17 protein-coding genes and 1 riboswitch are annotated in these 18,170 nt (G+C 63.7%); of the genes, 8 read left to right on the forward strand and 9 right to left on the reverse strand.

The features are described 5' to 3' along the window. Positions 1-4 precede the first annotated feature (4 nt). The 3 genes from HWE01_RS05365 to HWE01_RS05375 form a co-directional block, all read right to left on the reverse strand. Positions 5-706 (reverse strand): glutathione S-transferase family protein, encoded by a 702-nt coding sequence (locus tag HWE01_RS05365; protein ID WP_008332809.1) that lies wholly within the window; start codon positions 704-706, stop codon positions 5-7. A 44-nt stretch (positions 707-750) separates the two neighbouring features. Next, a complete protein-coding gene (locus HWE01_RS05370; protein WP_241821249.1) occupies positions 751-1,719 on the reverse strand; it encodes a complex I NDUFA9 subunit family protein in 969 nt (322 codons plus the stop codon). A gap of 70 nt (positions 1,720-1,789) precedes the next feature. After that, a complete protein-coding gene (locus tag HWE01_RS05375; RefSeq protein ID WP_175344837.1) occupies positions 1,790-3,790 on the reverse strand; it encodes a lytic transglycosylase domain-containing protein in 2,001 nt (666 codons plus the stop codon). Positions 3,791-3,824: 34 nt separating this feature from the next. On the opposite strand from HWE01_RS05375, the gene HWE01_RS05380 reads away from it, so the two are divergent. Next, positions 3,825-4,421 carry a 5-formyltetrahydrofolate cyclo-ligase gene (locus HWE01_RS05380; RefSeq protein ID WP_241821250.1) on the forward strand — a complete coding sequence of 199 codons (597 nt, stop codon included), beginning with the start codon at positions 3,825-3,827 and terminating at the stop codon, positions 4,419-4,421. Positions 4,422-4,466: 45 nt separating this feature from the next. Here HWE01_RS05380 and metF read toward each other — a convergent pair whose 3' ends face one another. The 4 genes from metF to metK all read right to left on the reverse strand — a co-directional run bounded on the left by metF (position 4,467) and on the right by metK (position 8,714). Beyond that, on the reverse strand, positions 4,467-5,309 hold the full coding sequence (gene metF / locus HWE01_RS05385; RefSeq protein ID WP_008332817.1) for a methylenetetrahydrofolate reductase [NAD(P)H]: 843 nt from the start codon (positions 5,307-5,309) through the stop codon (positions 4,467-4,469). Next, positions 5,306-5,659: a phage holin family protein gene (locus HWE01_RS05390; RefSeq protein WP_008332818.1), complete on the reverse strand. Its 354-nt coding sequence runs from the start codon at positions 5,657-5,659 to the stop codon at positions 5,306-5,308. Before HWE01_RS05390 ends, metF begins: the two co-directional genes overlap by 4 nt. Positions 5,660-5,803: 144 nt before the next feature. Next, positions 5,804-7,213 (reverse strand): adenosylhomocysteinase, encoded by a 1,410-nt coding sequence (gene ahcY, locus HWE01_RS05395; RefSeq protein WP_249791611.1) that lies wholly within the window; start codon positions 7,211-7,213, stop codon positions 5,804-5,806. Positions 7,214-7,262: 49 nt separating this feature from the next. Further along, positions 7,263-7,352: riboswitch (S-adenosyl-L-homocysteine riboswitch) on the reverse strand. A gap of 198 nt (positions 7,353-7,550) precedes the next feature. Next, on the reverse strand, positions 7,551-8,714 hold the full coding sequence (gene metK, locus HWE01_RS05400) for a methionine adenosyltransferase (RefSeq protein ID WP_241821252.1): 1,164 nt from the start codon (positions 8,712-8,714) through the stop codon (positions 7,551-7,553). Positions 8,715-8,903: 189 nt separating this feature from the next. Here metK and HWE01_RS05405 point away from each other — a divergent pair, with 189 nt between their 5' ends. From HWE01_RS05405 to dapF, 3 genes are read left to right on the forward strand one after another with little or no spacing between them, the layout of a single operon-like run. Beyond that, the gene (locus tag HWE01_RS05405) at positions 8,904-9,749 is read left to right on the forward strand and encodes a lysophospholipid acyltransferase family protein (RefSeq protein WP_008332821.1); all 846 of its coding nucleotides are present in this window, start codon (positions 8,904-8,906) and stop codon (positions 9,747-9,749) included. Beyond that, positions 9,746-10,630, forward strand: coding sequence for an LpxL/LpxP family acyltransferase (locus tag HWE01_RS05410; RefSeq protein ID WP_008332822.1), 885 nt, complete (start codon positions 9,746-9,748; stop codon positions 10,628-10,630). Before HWE01_RS05405 ends, HWE01_RS05410 begins: the two co-directional genes overlap by 4 nt. Before the next feature lie 54 nt (positions 10,631-10,684). Next, positions 10,685-11,548: a diaminopimelate epimerase gene (dapF, locus tag HWE01_RS05415; protein WP_241821253.1), complete on the forward strand. Its 864-nt coding sequence runs from the start codon at positions 10,685-10,687 to the stop codon at positions 11,546-11,548. 84 nt (positions 11,549-11,632) lie between these two features. Here dapF and HWE01_RS05420 read toward each other — a convergent pair whose 3' ends face one another. After that, on the reverse strand, positions 11,633-13,237 hold the full coding sequence (locus HWE01_RS05420) for a tetratricopeptide repeat protein (protein WP_241821254.1): 1,605 nt from the start codon (positions 13,235-13,237) through the stop codon (positions 11,633-11,635). Between the two features lie 367 nt (positions 13,238-13,604). On the opposite strand from HWE01_RS05420, the gene HWE01_RS05425 reads away from it, so the two are divergent. The 4 genes from HWE01_RS05425 to HWE01_RS05440 all read left to right on the forward strand — a co-directional run bounded on the left by HWE01_RS05425 (position 13,605) and on the right by HWE01_RS05440 (position 17,400). After that, complete coding sequence (locus tag HWE01_RS05425) at positions 13,605-14,765, forward strand: porin (RefSeq protein WP_008332827.1); 1,161 nt, start codon at positions 13,605-13,607, stop codon at positions 14,763-14,765. Positions 14,766-15,016: 251 nt separating this feature from the next. Then, complete coding sequence (locus HWE01_RS05430) at positions 15,017-15,685, forward strand: DUF484 family protein (RefSeq protein WP_008332829.1); 669 nt, start codon at positions 15,017-15,019, stop codon at positions 15,683-15,685. Between the two features lie 27 nt (positions 15,686-15,712). Continuing rightward, entirely contained in the window at positions 15,713-16,708 is a 996-nt protein-coding gene (locus tag HWE01_RS05435; RefSeq protein WP_008332832.1) for a tyrosine recombinase XerC, read from the forward strand. Between the two features lie 119 nt (positions 16,709-16,827). Beyond that, complete coding sequence (locus tag HWE01_RS05440) at positions 16,828-17,400, forward strand: Fur family transcriptional regulator (protein WP_241821255.1); 573 nt, start codon at positions 16,828-16,830, stop codon at positions 17,398-17,400. Between the two features lie 21 nt (positions 17,401-17,421). On the opposite strand, the gene HWE01_RS05445 is transcribed toward HWE01_RS05440, so the two are convergent. Beyond that, entirely contained in the window at positions 17,422-18,159 is a 738-nt protein-coding gene (locus HWE01_RS05445) for an HAD-IA family hydrolase (RefSeq protein WP_008332836.1), read from the reverse strand. Positions 18,160-18,170: the final 11 nt, after the last annotated feature.

An 18,170-nucleotide genomic window follows, 5' to 3' on the forward strand; every position in this document is an offset into this window, starting at 1 on the left:
CGCCTCACTGGTGGTCCGGAAGGATTTCCTTCTCGGCCAGCGCCTCGGCGATCCAGCGCGCCACCGCCGGGTGCTCGCGCACGCGGTCGGCATAGGCTTGCAGGGCCGGTGCCAGCGGCACCTGGTAGCTGACGAAGCGCATCACCACCGGCGCATAGAAGGCGTCGGCAATGGAGAAGTCGCCGAAGAGGAATTGATGATGACCGAATTGCGAGAGGCACTCTTCCCAGATCTCGCATACCCGCGCGATATCGGCCTGCGCCTCGGCGGTACGTCCCTTGCCCGGATGGCGGCCACGAATATCCATGCTCATGGCAGTACGCAGGCCGGTGAAACCGGAGTGCATCTCCGCACAGATGCTGCGCGCGATGGCGCGCGCGTCGGTGCGCGCCGGCCACAGGTGGCGGTCGGGGAATTGCTCGGCCAGGTATTCGCAGATCGAGAGCGAATCCCAGATCGCGATGTCGCCATCGAGCAGCACCGGCACGCGGCCCGAGCCGGTGTAGCGGGCGATTTCGTTGGCGGTCTCGGGCTGGTCCAGCAGCACGCGCACTTCCTTGAAGGGGATGTCGAAGGCCACGGCAGCAACCCAGGGGCGCATCGACCAGGACGAATAATTCTTGTTGGCGATCACCAACGTGGGCATGTGGCGTCCGGCTTTTTGCAGCGTTTCGGACAGGACAGGATCCAGTTCTGTATCTTGCATGAGGGCTCGTTTCTCGAAGATCAAAGTCGCAGCGACTGAACCATTCAGCGCCGCGCGGTGCTACGGAAGAAGTCGAATTGCTGTTGCGGGCTGCGCGGCAGGAGATAGCCGGGGACGACATCTTCCAGCGCGCGTGGCGTGAGCCGCAGTTCTGGGGCAACAGGTCCGTGCAGGACGTTGTCCACCTTCATCGAGGCCACATTGTCGCGGCTCATCAGCTTGCCCGGCAGGTGTTCCAGCGCGAAGGCCTGCAGCCAGCCGGCCGCATCGGGCAAGCCGATCACCGGGCGCGGATGACCGCTGTACCAGCCCGACAGGCGTACCAGTTCGCGCAGCGTGTATTGCTTGGGACCGCCCAGTTCGAACACCTTGCCGCCCAGGCGCGGCAAGGCCAGCGCGTTGACGAAAGCCTGTGCCACATCGCCCACGTAGACCGGCTGGAAGCGCGCATCGGGACTGCCCAGCGGGATCACCGGGAACATGCGGTTCAACCCGGCGAACATGTTGATGAAATTGTCGCCCTCGCCAAACACTACCGAGGGACGGAAGATCGCCACGTCCAGCGCGGGCGAGGCCAGGGCTTCCTGCTCGCCGGCCGCCTTGGAACGCAGATACATCGACGGCGCTTGGGCATCGGCGCACAGTGCGCTCATGTGCAGGTAGCGCGCCACGCCCTGCTGCGCGCAAGCGGCGACGATACGGCGTGGCAGCACCACGTGCTGGCGCTCGAAATCCGGACCGTAGGACGCACCGCCCCGGGCCGGGCGCGACTGCAGGATGCCGACCAGATTGATGACCACATCGGCCTCGGCCACCAGGCGCGCCAGCACGGCATCGTCATGGATATCGGCCTGGACCACGCTGACCACGGGCGAGACCAGCAGATGCTTGGCGCGCTCGTAGCGGCGCGTGGGTACCATGACGCGATAGCCGGTGGTGCTGCCCAGCAGTTCGATCAAGCGGGTGCCGATGAAGCCGGAACCACCGATGACGAGGATCTTCTTGACTGCCATTTATCACTCTCCGATTTCCAGGAACCGCTGGCGGCCGCCTCCGCCGGGGACGTCGGCCGGCGTGATGGGATCAGGGCAGGTCGGTGGCGACGTTGGCATTGGGTGCCACCGTTCCCAGGCGCTGCTTCAGGGATTGCGGGCGGTTCTCGAACATGGCCGCATAGTAGGTCGCATTGGACATCACGTTCTTGACATAGCCCCGGGTTTCATTGAAAGGAATGATCTCGGCAAAGATGGCCCCTTCCACCGGACGCGGCAAGGTCGCGCGCCAGCTGCGCGGACGACCGGGGCCGGCATTGTAGCCGGCGGTGGCCAGGATCTCCGAGCCTTCCAGGTTGTTGAGCACCATGTCCAGATAGCTGGTGCCCAGCAGCAGGTTGGTGTTGATGTCGTTGACCTGATCGGCGGTGAACTCGGTCATGCCGATCTTCTTGGCGACGAACCTGGCAGTGGCGGGCATGAGCTGCATGAGGCCGGAGGCCCCCACGTGCGAACGGGCCGACTTGATGAAGCGCGACTCCTGTCGGATCAGTCCATAGACCCAGGCGTTTTCCATCCCCAACGGGCGCGTGGCCGCATTCATCTCGGGCAGGTGCGGGGCCGGGAAACGCTGGGTGAAATCGAACTCGCTCCTGGTGCGATCGGACGTATTGACCATGCGGTCCAGCACGTCGTTCTGGCGCGCGTATTCGGCCGCGGCCAGCAACTGGCGGTCATTCATGTTGCGCAGTTCCCAGTTCCATTCGCGGATGGCTTCGAAACGCAGGTTCAACTGATAGAACTTGAGCGAACGCTTGAAGCCGGCATTCTGCGAATACAGCGCCACCTCGCCCGCGCCCGGCGGCGTCGGGCCCGGCGGGATGGTAATCTGCTGGCCCAGTTCCTCCTGCGCCAGCTGACCATAGAAACTGAAGTTGGGCGCGATCGATTCGAACAGGCGGCGGGCTGCCTCGTTCTGGCCTTCGGCCTTGAGCGCCCGGCCCAGCCAGTAGACCCAGGTGGTATCGCTGCGCAGCGGGGCCGGCATGGCTTCGATGGTCTTGCGCACGGTCTTCCAGTCGCCGTCGCGCAGGGCCATGCGCACCTTCCATTGCATCGCGTCCTGGGTCAGGGGCGCATCCTTGGCTTTGCGCCAGTACTCCGAGGCTTCCGGCGCCAGCTTGTAGGAGGCCGACAGGGCGATCTGCGCCCAGCCCTGCGCGACTTCCTGCGGGCTCAGGGTGCGCGCGGCATCGCTGAGGTAGGTGGCAGCCTGGGACGGATTGCTCCTGGCAATGCGGCCCAGGGCAATGATGTAGAGCTGGTGGTTGGCGGCGCCCCGGCCAGGCCCCTTGGCCAGCATCAGTGCCGGGCGTTCCATCACCCGGGTCACGCTGACATCGCCATTGTCGACCAGCACGGCCGCGCGGCGGGCCACGGTGGCATTGCCATTCTCGGCGGCCTGGCGGATCTGGAACCAGACGTCGGCATCGCTGAACTGGCCATTCTGCGCCAGCGTGGCGATGAGGTCGCTGCAACCCTGGCCGTAGTCCTTGGGATTGGTCAGCAGAGCCCGCGCCTCCTCGGCGACGTTGGCCCCCTTGAGCGCGCGCGAGTTCAGGGCGAAGCACTTGACCTGGGTATCGTCGTTAAGCACGAACAGGGGATACTGCTCATCGAAAACGGTCCAGTTGCCGGTCTTGCCCAGGGCCAGCAACCAGTCGTTGCGCAGGCGATCAACGATGGCCTGGCCATCCCAGCGAGCCAGGAAATCGCGGATCTCCTGTTCGCTGGCGCTGTAGTCGCGCACACGGGGCTTGAGGCGATAGTAGTCGACATAGGATGCCAGCTCGTAGCCCGAGAGCCGTGAGGCCAGGTCTTGCGCCAGCGCGGCATTGTCGCTGGCGGCGGCCTGGCGCAGGGCCAGGAAGAGATCGTCAGGGGAGGCGTCCGGCGCCACACGCTTCTGGGCGTGGGCATCAGGCGCAACACCAAGCATGGCAGCGCTGGCCAGCGCCAGGGGGAGCGCCAGGGAGGCGGCCAGCGCACGCAGGCGCTGGTTGAACGGATGATTCTTCGGACGCATACTCATGCAGGCTTCTTCTTGCAGATTGGTGAAACAGAAAATGAACCCAAGCATAGCACGCGACACGCCGCCTCCACAGACGCAAGAGGAGGCGGCCGCCCTTCACAAACAACGGCTGCGCGCCGAACTGCTGGCGCGCCGCAAGGCACTGACCGAGGAGGACAAGGCCGCCGCCGATGCACTCATCGGGCAGCGCGTGCTGCACTGGTGCGCCGCACAGGCGATCCACAGCCTGGCGGTCTACCAACCGATCCGGCGTGAACCGGATCTGTCTGCGGCCTATAACGCACTGGCCGCGCGCGGCGTGCACCTGTGCCTGCCGGTGGTGGTGGACAAGCAGGCGGCGCTGGAATTTCGTGCCTGGCATCCCGGCGATGCGCTCGAGAAAGACGCAATGGGTACCCTGGTGCCGCCGGCCGGCACGGCCGTGGTACGGCCACAGGCTCTGCTGATCCCCTGCCTGGGCGCGAATGCCGCAGGCTTCCGGCTGGGCTATGGGGGCGGGTTCTATGACCGCACGCTGGCAGCCACCCCGCGACCGCTGGCCGTGGGGGTCTGCCATGGATTCGGACGGGTCGAGTTCGAGGCGCAACCCCACGACATCGCGCTGGATAGCGTCATTTTCGACGATATATGAAGAAAAAAGCCGGACCACAGTCCGGCTTGGCGGGGCAGGCGCTGCCTACTTCACCAGCTGCTGCCAGATGGCCTCGGTCGGGCCCGCCTGATTCAGTGAATAAAAATGCAAACCTGGGGCACCGCCTGCCAGCAAGCGCTGGCACAGCTGGATGACCACATCCTGGCCAAAGGCGCGGATGGATTCGGTATCGTCGCCATAACTGGCCAGCTTCAGACGAATCCAGCGCGGGATCTCGGTGCCGCACATATCCGAGAAGCGCATCAGCTGGGTGTAGTTGGTGATGGGCATGATGCCGGCGATGACCGGCACGGTCGCGCCCAGTTTGGCGGCCTCGTCCACGAAGCGGAAATAGGCATCGGCATTGTAGAAATACTGGGTGATGGCCGAATTGGCGCCGGCCTTGACCTTGCGCACGAAGTTCTGCACGTCGTCCTGCGGCGAGCGCGCCTGCGGGTGCATCTCCGGATAGGCGGCCACTTCGATGTGGAACCAGTCGCCGGTCTCGGCGCGGACGAACTCGACCAGTTCGTTGGCATGGCGGAACTCGCTGGAGGCCTGGTCCATGGCGCCATAGCCGCTGGGCAGGTCACCACGCAGGGCCACCAGGCGCTTGATGCCGTGGGCGCGATAGTCCTCCAGGATGGCGCGCAGGCTGGCGCGCGAGCTGCCGATGCAGGACAGGTGCGGCGCGGCGTCATGGCCTTCGCCGATGATTTCCAGCACGGTATCGCGCGTGCCTTGTTGCGTCGAACCGCCCGCACCGAAGGTCACCGAGAAATACTTCGGTGCCAGCGCGGCCAGCCGGGCGCGGGTGGCGCGCAGCTTTTCGGTGCCTTCTGCAGTCTTGGGCGGGAAAAATTCGATACTGAAATTATGTGTACTCATTGATTCGAACCCGATTTCAGCAACAGTGTGGACAGGGCCCAGGACACGATGCTGTAGAGCAGTGCGCCGCCCACGGCGGACCAGAAGCCGGCCACGTGGAAGCCACCGACCAGTTGCGCCACGACCCAGAACATGAGGCCATTGATGACCAGGATGAACAGGCCCAGGGTGAGCATGGTCACCGGCAGGGTCAGCACGACCAGCACCGGACGCACGATGGTATTGACGAACCCCAGGATGAGCGCGGCCAGCAGGGCCGAGCCGAAGCTGTCGACCTGCACCGAGTGCATCAGGTAGGGAACGGCCAGCAAGGCCAGGGCATTGATGAGCCAGGTCAGCAGCAGGCGCATGGATAAACCTTTCGACCCCGTCAGGGAGTCATGAAGATACCCGTGAAGCTTGCATCACCGACAGCAGCGATGCAAGGGTCCGCAGGCGGGAGACGATGCTGGCACTGCCGGGCCGGCCCGCGATGGAGCCAGCCCGGGCAGGGATCAGTAGCGGTAGTGTTCGGGCTTGTAAGGGCCTTCGATCTTCACGCCAATGTAGGCAGCCTGTTCGGCAGTGAGCTCGCTCAGTTGCGCATTGAGCTTCTTCAGCTGCAGGCGGGCGACCTTCTCGTCCAGATGCTTGGGCAGCGTGTAGACGCCGACCGGGTAGTCCTTGGTGTTGACGAACAGTTCGATCTGGGCAATGGTCTGGTTGGCGAAGGACGAGCTCATCACGTAGGACGGGTGACCGGTGGCGCAACCCAGGTTGACCAGGCGGCCTTCGGCCAGCAGGATGAGGCGCTTGCCGTCCGGGAAGATCACGTGGTCGACCTGCGGCTTGATGTTTTCCCAGGTGTACTGCTTCAGGGCGGCGACTTCGATTTCATTGTCGAAGTGGCCGATGTTGCAGACGATGGCCTGGTCTTTCATCTTCTTCATGTGCTCATGGGTGATCACATGGTAGTTGCCGGTGGCGGTGACGAAGATGTCGCCGTGTTCGGCGGCGTAGTCCATGGTGACCACGCGGTAGCCTTCCATGGCGGCCTGCAGGGCGCAGATCGGGTCGATCTCGGTGACCCACACCTGGGCCGACAGGGCACGCAGCGCCTGGGCCGAACCCTTGCCGACGTCACCGTAACCGGCCACGATGGCGACCTTGCCAGCGATCATCACATCGGTGGCGCGCTTGATGCCGTCCACCAGCGATTCGCGGCAACCGTAGAGGTTGTCGAACTTGGACTTGGTGACCGAGTCGTTGACGTTGATGGCCGGGAAGGCCAGCTTGCCTTCCTTGAACATCTGATACAGACGGTGCACGCCGGTGGTGGTCTCTTCGGTGACGCCCTTGATTTCCTTGATGCGCTTGGAATACCACTGCGGGTCCTTGGCCAGGTAACGCTTGATGGCGTTGAACAGGCACACGGCTTCTTCCGAATCCGGCTTGTCCAGCACCGAGATGTCGGCTTCGGCACGGGTGCCCAGGTGCAGCAGCACGGTGGCGTCGCCGCCGTCGTCGAGGATCATGTTGGAATAGCCACCGTCGGCCCATTCGAAGATGCGGTGGGTGTATTCCCAGTATTCATCCAGGGTTTCGCCCTTGACGGCGAACACCGGGGTGCCGTTGGCGGCGATGGCGGCGGCAGCGTGATCCTGGGTCGAGTAGATGTTGCAGGAAGCCCAACGCACCTTGGCGCCCAGTGCCTCCAGGGTCTGGATCAGCACGGCGGTCTGGATGGTCATGTGCAGCGAACCGGTGATGCGTGCGCCCTTCAGGGGCTGGGATGCGGCGAATTCCTCGCGGATTGCCATCAGGCCCGGCATTTCGGTTTCGGCGATCTTGATTTCCTTGTGACCCCAGTCGGCCAGCTTGATGTCGGCGACGATGTAGTCTTGCTGATTGGTTTGAGTAGTCATGGCAATGGCGCTGTTCACGCCCTCCTTTCATGAAAAAGCCAGAAAAAAAGTAACGTGAGCGCGGTTGCCAGGCGACATGCGCCTGTTCATCGCTTCAAGCCTGGCAGGGGATGTCCCTGTCGCAACGCTCCTTGCAGCGGTGAGGCATTGTGAGATTTGACTTTCCAGACGCAATGCCGACATCGGAAAAATGGCGCGAATCTTCATTCGCGAGGAACAGCATTGTAGCGCGGGGCCGCCGTTAGTCAATCCTTGGAACAGGCGCGTGAATTGATCTTCACCCGCCCGTTTTCCGGCTTCATTCGCGCCTCACCCGGCCCGCGCCGGGTAGGCTTTCTTACAGACCAGCCGAAGCGCGCAGGGCAGCCACCTTGTCAGTGCGCTCCCAGGTGAATTCCGGCTCTTCACGGCCGAAGTGGCCGTAGGCGGCAGTCTTGGCGTAGATCGGACGCAGCAGGTCCAGCATCTGCACGATGCCCTTGGGGCGCAGGTCGAAGTGTTCCTGCACCAGTTGCGCCAGCTTTTCATCGCTGATCTTGCCGGTACCGAAGGTGGTCACCATCACCGAGGTCGGTTTGGCGATGCCGATGGCATAGGACACCTGGATCTGGCAACGCTCGGCCAGGCCGGCGGCGACGATGTTCTTGGCCACGTAGCGGCCGGCGTAGGCGGCCGAACGGTCGACCTTGGACGGGTCCTTGCCGGAGAAAGCGCCGCCACCATGGGGTGCGGCACCGCCGTAGGTATCGACGATGATCTTGCGGCCGGTCAGGCCGCAGTCGCCTTGCGGGCCACCGATGACGAAGCGGCCGGTCGGGTTGATCAGGTAGCGGGTGTTCTTGAGCCACTCGGCCGGGAGTACCGGCTTGATGATTTCCTCGATGGCGGCTTCGTGAATGTCCTTCTGCTCCATCTCGGGCGCATGCTGGGTCGACAGCACGACGGTGTCGATGGCCACCGGCTTGCCATCCACGTACTTCAGCGTGACCTGCGACTTGGCGTCCGGACGCAGCCAGGGCAGGCGGCCATCCTTGCGCAGCTGCGACTGGCGCTCGACGATGCGGTGCGCATAATAGATCGCCGCCGGCATCAGTTCCGGGGTTTCGTTGCAGGCGTAGCCGAACATCAGGCCCTGGTCGCCGGCACCTTGCTCCAGGTCAACGCCACGGCCTTCGTCGACGCCCTGGGCGATGTCGGGGGATTGCTTGTCGTAGGCGACCAGCACGGCGCAGCTCTTGTGATCAATGCCAAAGTCGGCATTGTCGTAGCCGATGCGCTTGATGGTTTCGCGGGCCACATCGATGTAGTCGACGTTGGCGCGCGTGGTGATTTCACCGGCCAGCACCACCAGACCGGTGTTGCACAGGGTCTCGGCGGCAACGCGGGAATAGGGGTCCTGGGTGAAGATCGCGTCCAGGATGGCATCCGAGATCTGGTCGGCGACCTTGTCGGGATGGCCCTCGGAAACGGATTCGGAAGTGAAGAGATATTCTGTGGTCATGCAAGCCTCTGACTGAAAACGATTTACCAATGTCGCGGCCCATCGTTAGTCGTGCCTGCGACGCTTTAGCGAAATTTGTACCCCGTCTCGCAAGTTGTCATTAACTCGACGGCATGTGCTATTTTACGCCTCTTGCATTTTTCTGCAATTTGACGGCGGAGCAACTCCGCCTTTCTGTTATCGGCAAGTATGCTCGTTTCTTTATTCCGCCTGCTCTCTTTCCTGCCGTTACCGGCCTTGCATGCCCTCGGCGTGGGGGTGGGATGGCTGGTGTTCCTGCTCTCGCCGTCCTATCGCCGCCGCCTGACCGACAACATCACCCTGGCCGGTCATCGCGGCAGTCTCTGGAAATCCGTCGGCGAAGCCGGCAAGGGCATGTTCGAGCTGCCCTTCATCTGGTGCGCGAGCCCCAAGCGGGTACTGCGCACGGCGCGCATCGTCAACTGGGAGCTGGTCCAGCAAGCGCTGGATGCGAAGGCCGGCATCGTCTTCCTGACCCCGCACCTGGGCTGTTTCGAGATTTCGGCGCAGTCGGTAGCGCGCCATGACAGCCTGAGCGTGCTGTATCGCCCGCCGCGCAAGGCCGCGCTCAAGCCGCTCATCGAAGGTGCTCGTGCCCGCGCCAACCTGCATCTGGCGCCGGCCAACCTGTCCGGCGTGCGTATCCTGCTCAAGGCCTTGAAGAATGGCCAGGCCATCGGCCTGCTGCCGGACCAGGTGCCGCAGAACGGCGAAGGCGTGTGGGCCGACTTCTTCGGCAAGCCGGCCTACACCATGACCCTGCCGGCCAAGCTGCAGCAGATGAGCGGTGCGCCCATCATCCTGGCCTATGCCGAGCGCTTGTCCTGGGGACGGGGTTATGCCATCCACTTCGTGCCCTTCGAGGGAGAACTGGGCCAGACGCCCGAACAGCAAGCCCGCGCCATCAACGCGGCCATGGAAAAGCTGATCGCCCGCTGCCCGGCGCAATACATCTGGAGCTACAACCGCTACAAGACGCCCCCTGGCGTCACCCCGCCGGGAGCTGCGCAATGAGGCTCCTGATCGGGCTGATGTGGCTGCTGCACTGGTTGCCGCTGCCCATCCTCGGGCGGCTGGGCGAGGCGCTGGGCTGGCTGCTCTATCTCTATATGCGGCCGCGCCGCCGTATCACGCTCATCAACCTGCGCCTGTGCTTCCCCGAGAAGACCGAGCAGGAGCGTCGCCTGATCGCCCGCCGCCACTTCCAGGCCTACGCCCGCAGCGCCCTGGAACGCGGCATCCTGTGGTGGGCGCCAGAGTCTCGCTTGAAGCGCCTCATCCAGGTCGAGCCCGGCATTCCTTTCGAGACGCTGAACAAGGGCCCCACCATCCTGCTGTGTCCGCACTTCGTCTGCCTGGAAATTCCCGGTATCGCGCTGGTGCTCAATTCGGATTATTCGGTCTGCACCATCTACGCCCGCCAGCAGAACGAGGTGGTGGATCAGGCCCTGTTAAAGGGCCGCTCGCGCTTTCGACCAGTCACGCTGCTGGCGCGCGAGAAGGGGGTCAAGCCCATCATTCGGGCCATGCGCGAAGGGCTGCCCTTCATCATGCTGCCCGACATGGATTTCGGCACCCGTGATGCCGAATTCGTCCCCTTCTTCGGGGTGCCCGCCGCCACCCTGACGGCCACTGCCCGCATCGCCGCAGCCACCGGGGCCTCGGTGGTACCGGTGATCACGACTTTCCTGCCCGGCTATCGCGGCTGGAAGACCACCTTCCATCCGGCCTGGGAAAACTATCCGGGCGACGATATCGTGGCCGCCACGCGGCGCATGAATGCCTTCATCGAAGAACGCGTATTGGAAGCCCCGGCTGAATATTTCTGGGCGCACAAGCGTTTCAAGAACCGCCCGCCGGGTGAACCAGACCTCTACCGCAAGGGCCAGCACTGACACCGGCCATCCTGCAGCCCTTTGAAAAGGGCCGCACGTACTTATAATGATGTGATGAAAATCAAATTTACCAAGATGCACGGTGCCGGCAACGATTTCGTCGTGCTTGATGCCGTGAACCAGGCCATTTCGCTCACGCCCGCCCAGTGGCAGTTCATCGCCGATCGTCGCTTCGGCATCGGTGCCGACCAGATGCTGGTGGTGGAAAAGGCGCAAGGCGCCGGTGTGGATTTCCGTTATCGTATCTACAACGCTGATGGCGGCGAGGTCGAGCAATGCGGCAATGGTGCGCGGGCTTTCGTGCGCTTCGTCACCGAAAAGGGGCTCTCCGACAAGCGCGCCATTCGTGTGGAAACCATGTCCGGCGTGATTGAGCCGCGCCTGGAAGAAGATGGCCAGATCACCGTGGACATGGGCGCCCCCATCCTCACGCCCGCTGACGTGCCCTTCGACAGCCGCAACCTGCAGCACCGGACTGAAGCCGACGATACGCTGTGGCCACTGGAAGTGGCCGGCAAGACGACGTGGATCTCGGTGGTATCGATGGGCAATCCGCACGCCGTGCAAGTGGTGGAAGACAGCGAAGCCGCCCCGGTACTGGTGGACGGCCCGCTGATCGAACACCATGAACGCTTCCCCAAGCGCGTCAATGCCGGCTTCATGCAGGTCGTGGACCGCCACCACATCAACCTGCGCGTCTACGAACGCGGCGCGGGCGAAACCCTGGCCTGCGGCACCGGTGCCTGTGCGGCGGTGGTGGCGGGTGTGCGCCGTGGCCTGCTGGATTCGCCGGTGGCGGTCCAGACGCATGGCGGCGTGCTCAACATCGCCTGGGCCGGCCCGGGCGAACCGGTGATGATGACCGGGCCGGCGGTGACCGTCTTTGAAGGCGAGATCGAACTGCCCGATTCGCTCTGATCCTGCAGCGACCGCAGGGTGCGACCATGAGAAAACGGCTTGCCGAGCGGCAAGCCGTTTTTCGTTGACCGGGCAGCATCGGATTCAGGCAGCCAAATCCTGCGCCTCGGCTTCCTCGTCTTCCTGCGACTGAGGCAAAAGGGTCTTGAGGCGATACAGCCGCTGGCGGTAGTTGCCTTCAGGGCCGCTAGGCCCGCAGTCCATGTCTTCGAAGAGTCGTCCGATACGGTTGAGCGCACCGCGCTGCTCGCCGGTCTCCACCATGATGAGCCGCCGCTTGCTGCGTGCGTACTGGCTGCGGATGTCGATCATCAGACAGTGGCCGCAATCGGCCTGTTTCAGGTCGACCAGCAGAGCTTCCGGGCGGGTCAGGCCGAACAGCATGGCCAACTCGATGCGCGCGGCCAGGAAAGGATGGGCGTTGACCTGCTCGCGGCTCATCTGCGCGCGCGCCTGGACGGCCCAGGCGGCGGCCTGCGGGCGATCGGCCACCTTGTCCAGCAGGGCCTGGGCTTCTTGCGCGCCTTGGGTGGCGGCCTTTTGCAGCCAGTACAAGGCGCGTACATCGTTGGCAGGATCATCGCGCCGGTTGCGCCAGGCGCCCACGCCACATTCCAGCTGGGCGTCCACATGGCCCATCTCGGCGGCGCGTTCCAGGTAATGCTGCACGTCGGCAAGATTGCGCTGCGAAAATTCGGGCTTCAGATAAATACGCGAGAGCACATACCATGCCGCAGCCATCCCCTGCTCCCCGGCCAGGGTCAGCCAGCGGATCGCCTTCTTGTAATTGGCCGAACCCTGCCCGGCGAAACGCCGCGCGCCGGATTCGTCGACCCGGCCATACAGCAGGCCCAGGGCCAGCTGCGCATCGCGATCACAGGCCAGCGCAGCCAGTTCCAGCAATTGCTGCGCCCGCGGCAGGTCGGGACGCTTGTCCTCCAGATGAACCTGCGCCAGGCGACGCAGCAGAAGGATGTTCTGCTGGCCCAAGGCAGCGGCCAGCGCCTCGGACGGTGCATTGAGCTGGGCCATGCCGGATTCGTGTTGACGCAACAGGGCATCGGCCAGCGGTTGGGCGCGCTGCTGGAAGGCGGTCGCGTCGGACTGACGCCAGGCACTGTCAGCCAGCGCATGCTGGGCCTGCTCGATGCCGGCATCGGCGGCCTTTTGCGTCCACTGCTGCAATTGTTCAGGTTTGAGCGCGACGGCGGCCGCCTCCGGGGCGCCGGCCGTCAGCGCTTCCGGGGCCAGCATGCGCTCGCCCTGGCGCGCCAGCAGCCACTGGGCATCGGCATTGCCCTCGCCGGCCACCACTTCCAGCGCACGCAGGGCATGCGCCTTCTGTTCGGCGCTGGCAGCGGCCGTGCCGGACGGATGCTCCAGCACCAGTCGGGCCAGCACCAGGCCGGCCCGGGTGAAACCATCGTCGAACGCACGTTCATACCACTGTGCCGCTTCGTGCGGCCGGGCAAGCTGGAGCACCACTTCATACGGAATATGTTGGGCTATGAGCATCCAGGCATCGGCCTGCCCCTGCCGTGCGGCCCGCTCCAGCCAGTGGTACGCAGTCCCGGGACTTTGCGGCAAACCATTGCCGCCAAACAGATAACGCTTGCCCAGGGTCAGTTGCGCCGCTGCCTCTCCGGCACGTGCTGCGCGGATGATTGCAAGGTCCTCGCGGTTGGCCATCCACCCTCCACATCAGGTCAGAAAGCCAAAATTATGACCCACAATCGACATTTTTTTAAAATTCCCTCGAAAAGTATCTAAATGAATCGTTTTAACAACAGATCGATTGACGAGACGGGACGGATCAAGTTCTCCCCTGCCATGCCGTTAATGAGTGACAAGGTGCAAGCCAAAATTTGCCTGTCCGGCATTGACGGGCAGGAAAGCGTTTGAAAAAAACAACACTCCTCCAGTGGATTGACGCTTTCAACCAAAATTCCGCCCTCCACGTGACCAATCTGCGGCCACGCCAAATGAGAACCCTTAATGTCTCACCATCCGACCAGAAGTACGGATCCTCAAGACTATTTTTATAGAAGGATGTCAAATGAAAAAATCTCTGCTGGCACTGGCCGTCCTCGGCGCGTTCGCAGGTGCTGCTCAAGCACAAAGCTCCGTTACTATCTACGGTATCGTTGATACCGGTCTCGCTTACACCAGCAAGGCTGTCAACACTGCCGGCACCGGCAGCACCGGCAGCAAGTTCGGCGTGAACTCCGGCGTCATCCAAGGTTCGCGTATCGGCTTCAAGGGCGTGGAAGATCTGGGCGGCGGTCTGTCGGCCCTGTTCCAACTGGAAACCGGCTTCAACAATGACAACGGCGCTCTGAACGGTCAAGATGGCACCACCGGTACCACCAACCTGTTCCGCCGCAAGTCGATCGTCGGTCTGTCGGGTGGCTTCGGCTCCGTGACCCTGGGCCGTCAAACCGACTTCGCTGACACCATCTCCGCTTACACCTCCGTGAACGACTTCGGTAGCGTGGTTGGCGCCGTCGGCCACAACCTGGATCGCCTGGAAGGCACCCGTACCAACAACTCGATTGCCTACACCACCGCCAACCTGAGCGGCTTCACCGGCAACCTGATCTACGGCTTCGGCGAAACCGCTGGCAAGACCACCGCTGGTCAGTCCTTCGGCATCGGCGGCAAGTACGACAACGGTCCTCTGGGTCTGGGCGTCACCTACTACCAGTCCAAGCAAGGTGCAACTCCTTCGGATACCGCCCTGCTGTCGACCGCTAGCGCCACTCAAGCTGGCAACAGCGCCCTGAAGGCCCTGAACGTCGTGGCTTCCTACCAGTTCGGCCCGGCCCGCGTGTACGGTAACTACTCGCGCGTCAAGCAAGACCTGAACACCACTTCGCCGACCGCTCTGGCTTCGAAGACCCTGGGCGTGGCCAACAAGGCCGATATCTATGAACTGGGTACCGCCTACTCCCTGAGCCCGTCGCTGAAGCTGCTGGGCGCAGTGACCCACACCCGTGCTGACTTCAACTCGTCCTCCAAGGGCAAGCTGACCCAAGTTAGCCTGGGCGCTGACTACTGGCTGTCCAAGCGTACCGACCTGTACGCATTCGTCGCCAACATCCACGCCAAGGACATGGCCAACACCGGCGTGTTCGGTGATGCAACTGGCACTGCCACCATCGGCAGCGCCGACAACAGCCAAACCGCTGTTGCCGTTGGTATCCGTCACAAGTTCTAATTCATGGAGCTGAGACCGGTGTGAATACATCGGTTTCAACCTGATCTGAACCTGAGTCGTACCGAAAGAGGCCTGCATGAGCAATCATGCAGGCCTCTTTCTTTTTGCTCCCATCCGGCACGATCGCCCCGTGCTTCTGCGGAGAACGGCGCCGATGATTGTCAGTGTGTCCGATAGCGAGGATAATCTCGCGATATTTCCGGCGCACCCTCCCCGCGCGCAGCCGGCACCCCAACACAGACCCCGCGAAGATGACCACCGAACTGGATTCCAGCCTGATTGCCGACTACCTGCTCGACCACCCGCACTTCTTCGAGGAGCATGCGGAACTGCTTTCGACGGTCAAGCTGACCAGCCCGGTCATGGGCCGGGCCGTCTCGCTGCAGGAACGCCAGATGGAAATCCTGCGCGAAAAGATCCGGGTACAGGAACTGCGCATGGCCGACCTGATGCGCATCGCCCAGGAAAACGACGAGATCACCAGCAAGTTCCAGGCATGGAGCCGCGCACTGCTGTTGACGCGTGATGCCGCCGACCTGCCGCGCGTGCTGGTGGACCGGCTGCAGGAAATCTTCCACGTGCCGCAAGTGACGGTACGCCTGTGGAACCTGGGCCCCACCCACGCCGACAACTGGGCCACACAGGAAGTCTCGGAGGACGCGCGCATCTTCGCCAATGGCCTGGCTGCGCCCTTCTGCGGCCCCAACAAGGATTTCGAAGCCGCCACCTGGCTGGACGATGCGAGCTCCGTCAAATCGCTCGCCATGCTGCCCCTGCGCGTGGGCGCGGCCCCCGAAGCCTTCGGCCTGCTGGTCCTGGGCTCGCCCGATCCGAATCGCTTCACGGCCGACATGGGGACCGACTTCCTGACCCGCATCGGCGAAACCGGCAGCGCCGCCCTGGCCTGCCTGCTGCGCTGAGCGCTCTCACCCAGGGGGAGTCACGGCATGGATGGCGGCACTTCCCCGGCTTCTTCCCTGATCGCACAGTATCTTTCTTTCCTGCGCAGCCAGCGCAAGCTGTCGCCGCATACGCTGGATGGCTATGCGCGCGACCTGCAGGAGTTGCGCGCCCTGCTGGCGCCTGCGGATGCGCCGCCGGATGCCCCTGAACCTGCGCTGCAGCGCGTGACCCAGGTCCAGATCCGCAAATGCGCCGCGCGCCTGCATGCGCGCGGACTCAATGCGCGGTCCATCTCGCGCAAGCTGTCGGCATGGCGTGGCCTGTTCGCCTGGCTGGCGCAGGAACAGGCGATGCCGGCCAACCCGGTCGATGGCGTCAAGCCTCCCAAGAAAAGCAAACCCCTACCCAAGGCCCTGCCGGCCGATGACGCCATCCGCCTGGTATCGCAGGCCGATCCGGCGCGCGATCCAGACTCCACCCTGGCCGCCTGCAACCGGGCCATGTTCGAGTTGCTCTATTCGAGCGGATTGCGTGTCTCGGAGCTGGTCGGCATCGATGTGGCCGACCTCCGCGAGGGCAGCTATGAATCCGCTGGCTGGATCGACCTGGACGAGGCCGAGGTCACGGTCACAGGCAAGGGCGGCAAGAAGCGCAAGGTCCCGGTGGGCCAGGCTGCCCTGCAGGCAATCCGCGACTGGCTGCCCTTGCGCGCCGCTCTGGTCAAGGCCGATGGCGGCACGGATGTGCATGCGCTGTTTATCAATGAACGCGGCGCCCGCATGTCGCCCCGGGTCACGCAGCTGCGCCTGAAGGCCCATGGCAAAGGGGTGGACATGCCTGCCGACGTGCATCCGCACATGCTGCGCCACTCCTTCGCCTCGCACGTCCTGCAAAGTTCGGGCGACCTGCGGGCGGTGCAGGAAATGCTGGGCCACGCCTCCATCACCGCGACCCAGGTCTATACCGCACTGGACTTCCAGCGCCTGGCCCAGGTCTATGACCAGGCCCATCCGCGTGCCCGCAAAGGCGGCGGGAAATAGCCGCCGACCGATACCGAACGAGCGCCGGGCCGGCATCGGCTAGAATGGAGGCTTGCGCGTGTCGCGCGCCTCGTTTCTTTAGCTTCTTTCGCCAGTCCCCTGGCCCAGCCCAACCGCCCATGCCGACCATGAAAGCCAAAGCCGCCGTTTCCGCTCCCGCCAGCACCGCCGTCCAGGCCGCGACGGTGACTGCGCTCGCCGAGGCACAGTTGCGCGAGGCCGGGGTGCGCGTGACGCAAGCCCGCGTCAACGTGCTGGGCGCCCTGCTGGAAACCCGCAGCGCTGCCTCTCATCAAGATATCCAGGATCGCTTCGCCGACATGGACCGGGTCACGCTCTACCGTGCCCTCGATTGCCTGACCGAAGCCGGTCTGGCGCACAAGATCTCCAGCGACGACCGCATCTTCCGCTACAGCGCCGGCGCCGATCATCCTGAGCACGGCCTGCACGACCATCCGCAGGGCAAGCAGCACCAGCACGGCCATTTCAAATGCACCCGCTGCAATCGCGTGTTCTGCCTGGATGCCAGCGATGGCACCGACTTCCTGGCCACCGTCCTGCCCGACGCCGACCGCCACCGCTCCACCGCCGCGCAACTGCAATCGGCCTTGCGCAAGACCCTGGGCAAGGGCTTCCAGAGTCACGAAGTGGAACTGACCATCAAGGGTTGGTGCGCCGATTGCGCTGACTGACTTTTGACAAATCCCTTCACGTCAGCGAGCAGCCCCCAGCGCCGCCAGCCGTCGCGGCAACTGCCGCACTGAACGAACCTTCACATCGACAAAACCCGGCAAGCGACTCAGCGCGCGCTGCCCGCCCATGTGCCCCAGCAGGGCCTGACTGCCGCGCAGATACTGGGTCACCCACGCCGTGCGCACACCCAGCTCGCGGGCGCTCTTCAGGTTATCCACCGTATCTTCCACCAGGATGCAGCGATGCGGCGCCACCTTGTGGCGCGCCAGCAGCTTGCGCAGCATGATGCGCGAGGGCTTGGGCCGCAGCTGGCGATGCACGTGCATGGATTCGATGGAGATGTGATGCGAGAAATGCCGGTGCAGTCCCAAATGGCGCACCAGCTCCCGAGAATAACGGCGCGGTGCATTGGTCAGCAGGATCTTCTGCCCCGGCAACTGCGCGAGCCAGCGCCCGATGCCACGCTCGGCACGGACCATGCCGGGCAGGTCATCGAAGAGATGGGCTTCGTGCAGAAACTCATCCACGCCCAGGCCATGGTGGCGCACCAGACCCAGGAGGGTGGCGCCGTAGAGCTTCCAGTAATGCCGCCGCAGGTAATTGACCGCCGCCTCGTCGCTCGGCTGCCCATCGTTGTCCAGCACGCGCTTGATGATGCGGTTCATGTTGGTATTGATGGCGGGGAAGATCGCGTGCGAGGCGTTGTGCAGGGTGTTGTCGAGATCGAACAACCAGAGCGGTGTAGTATTGGACGCCATAAAAAGACCGG

Source organism: Herbaspirillum sp. C7C8 (assembly GCF_022627875.1).
Taxonomy (GTDB): Bacteria; Pseudomonadota; Gammaproteobacteria; order Burkholderiales; family Burkholderiaceae_D; genus Herbaspirillum.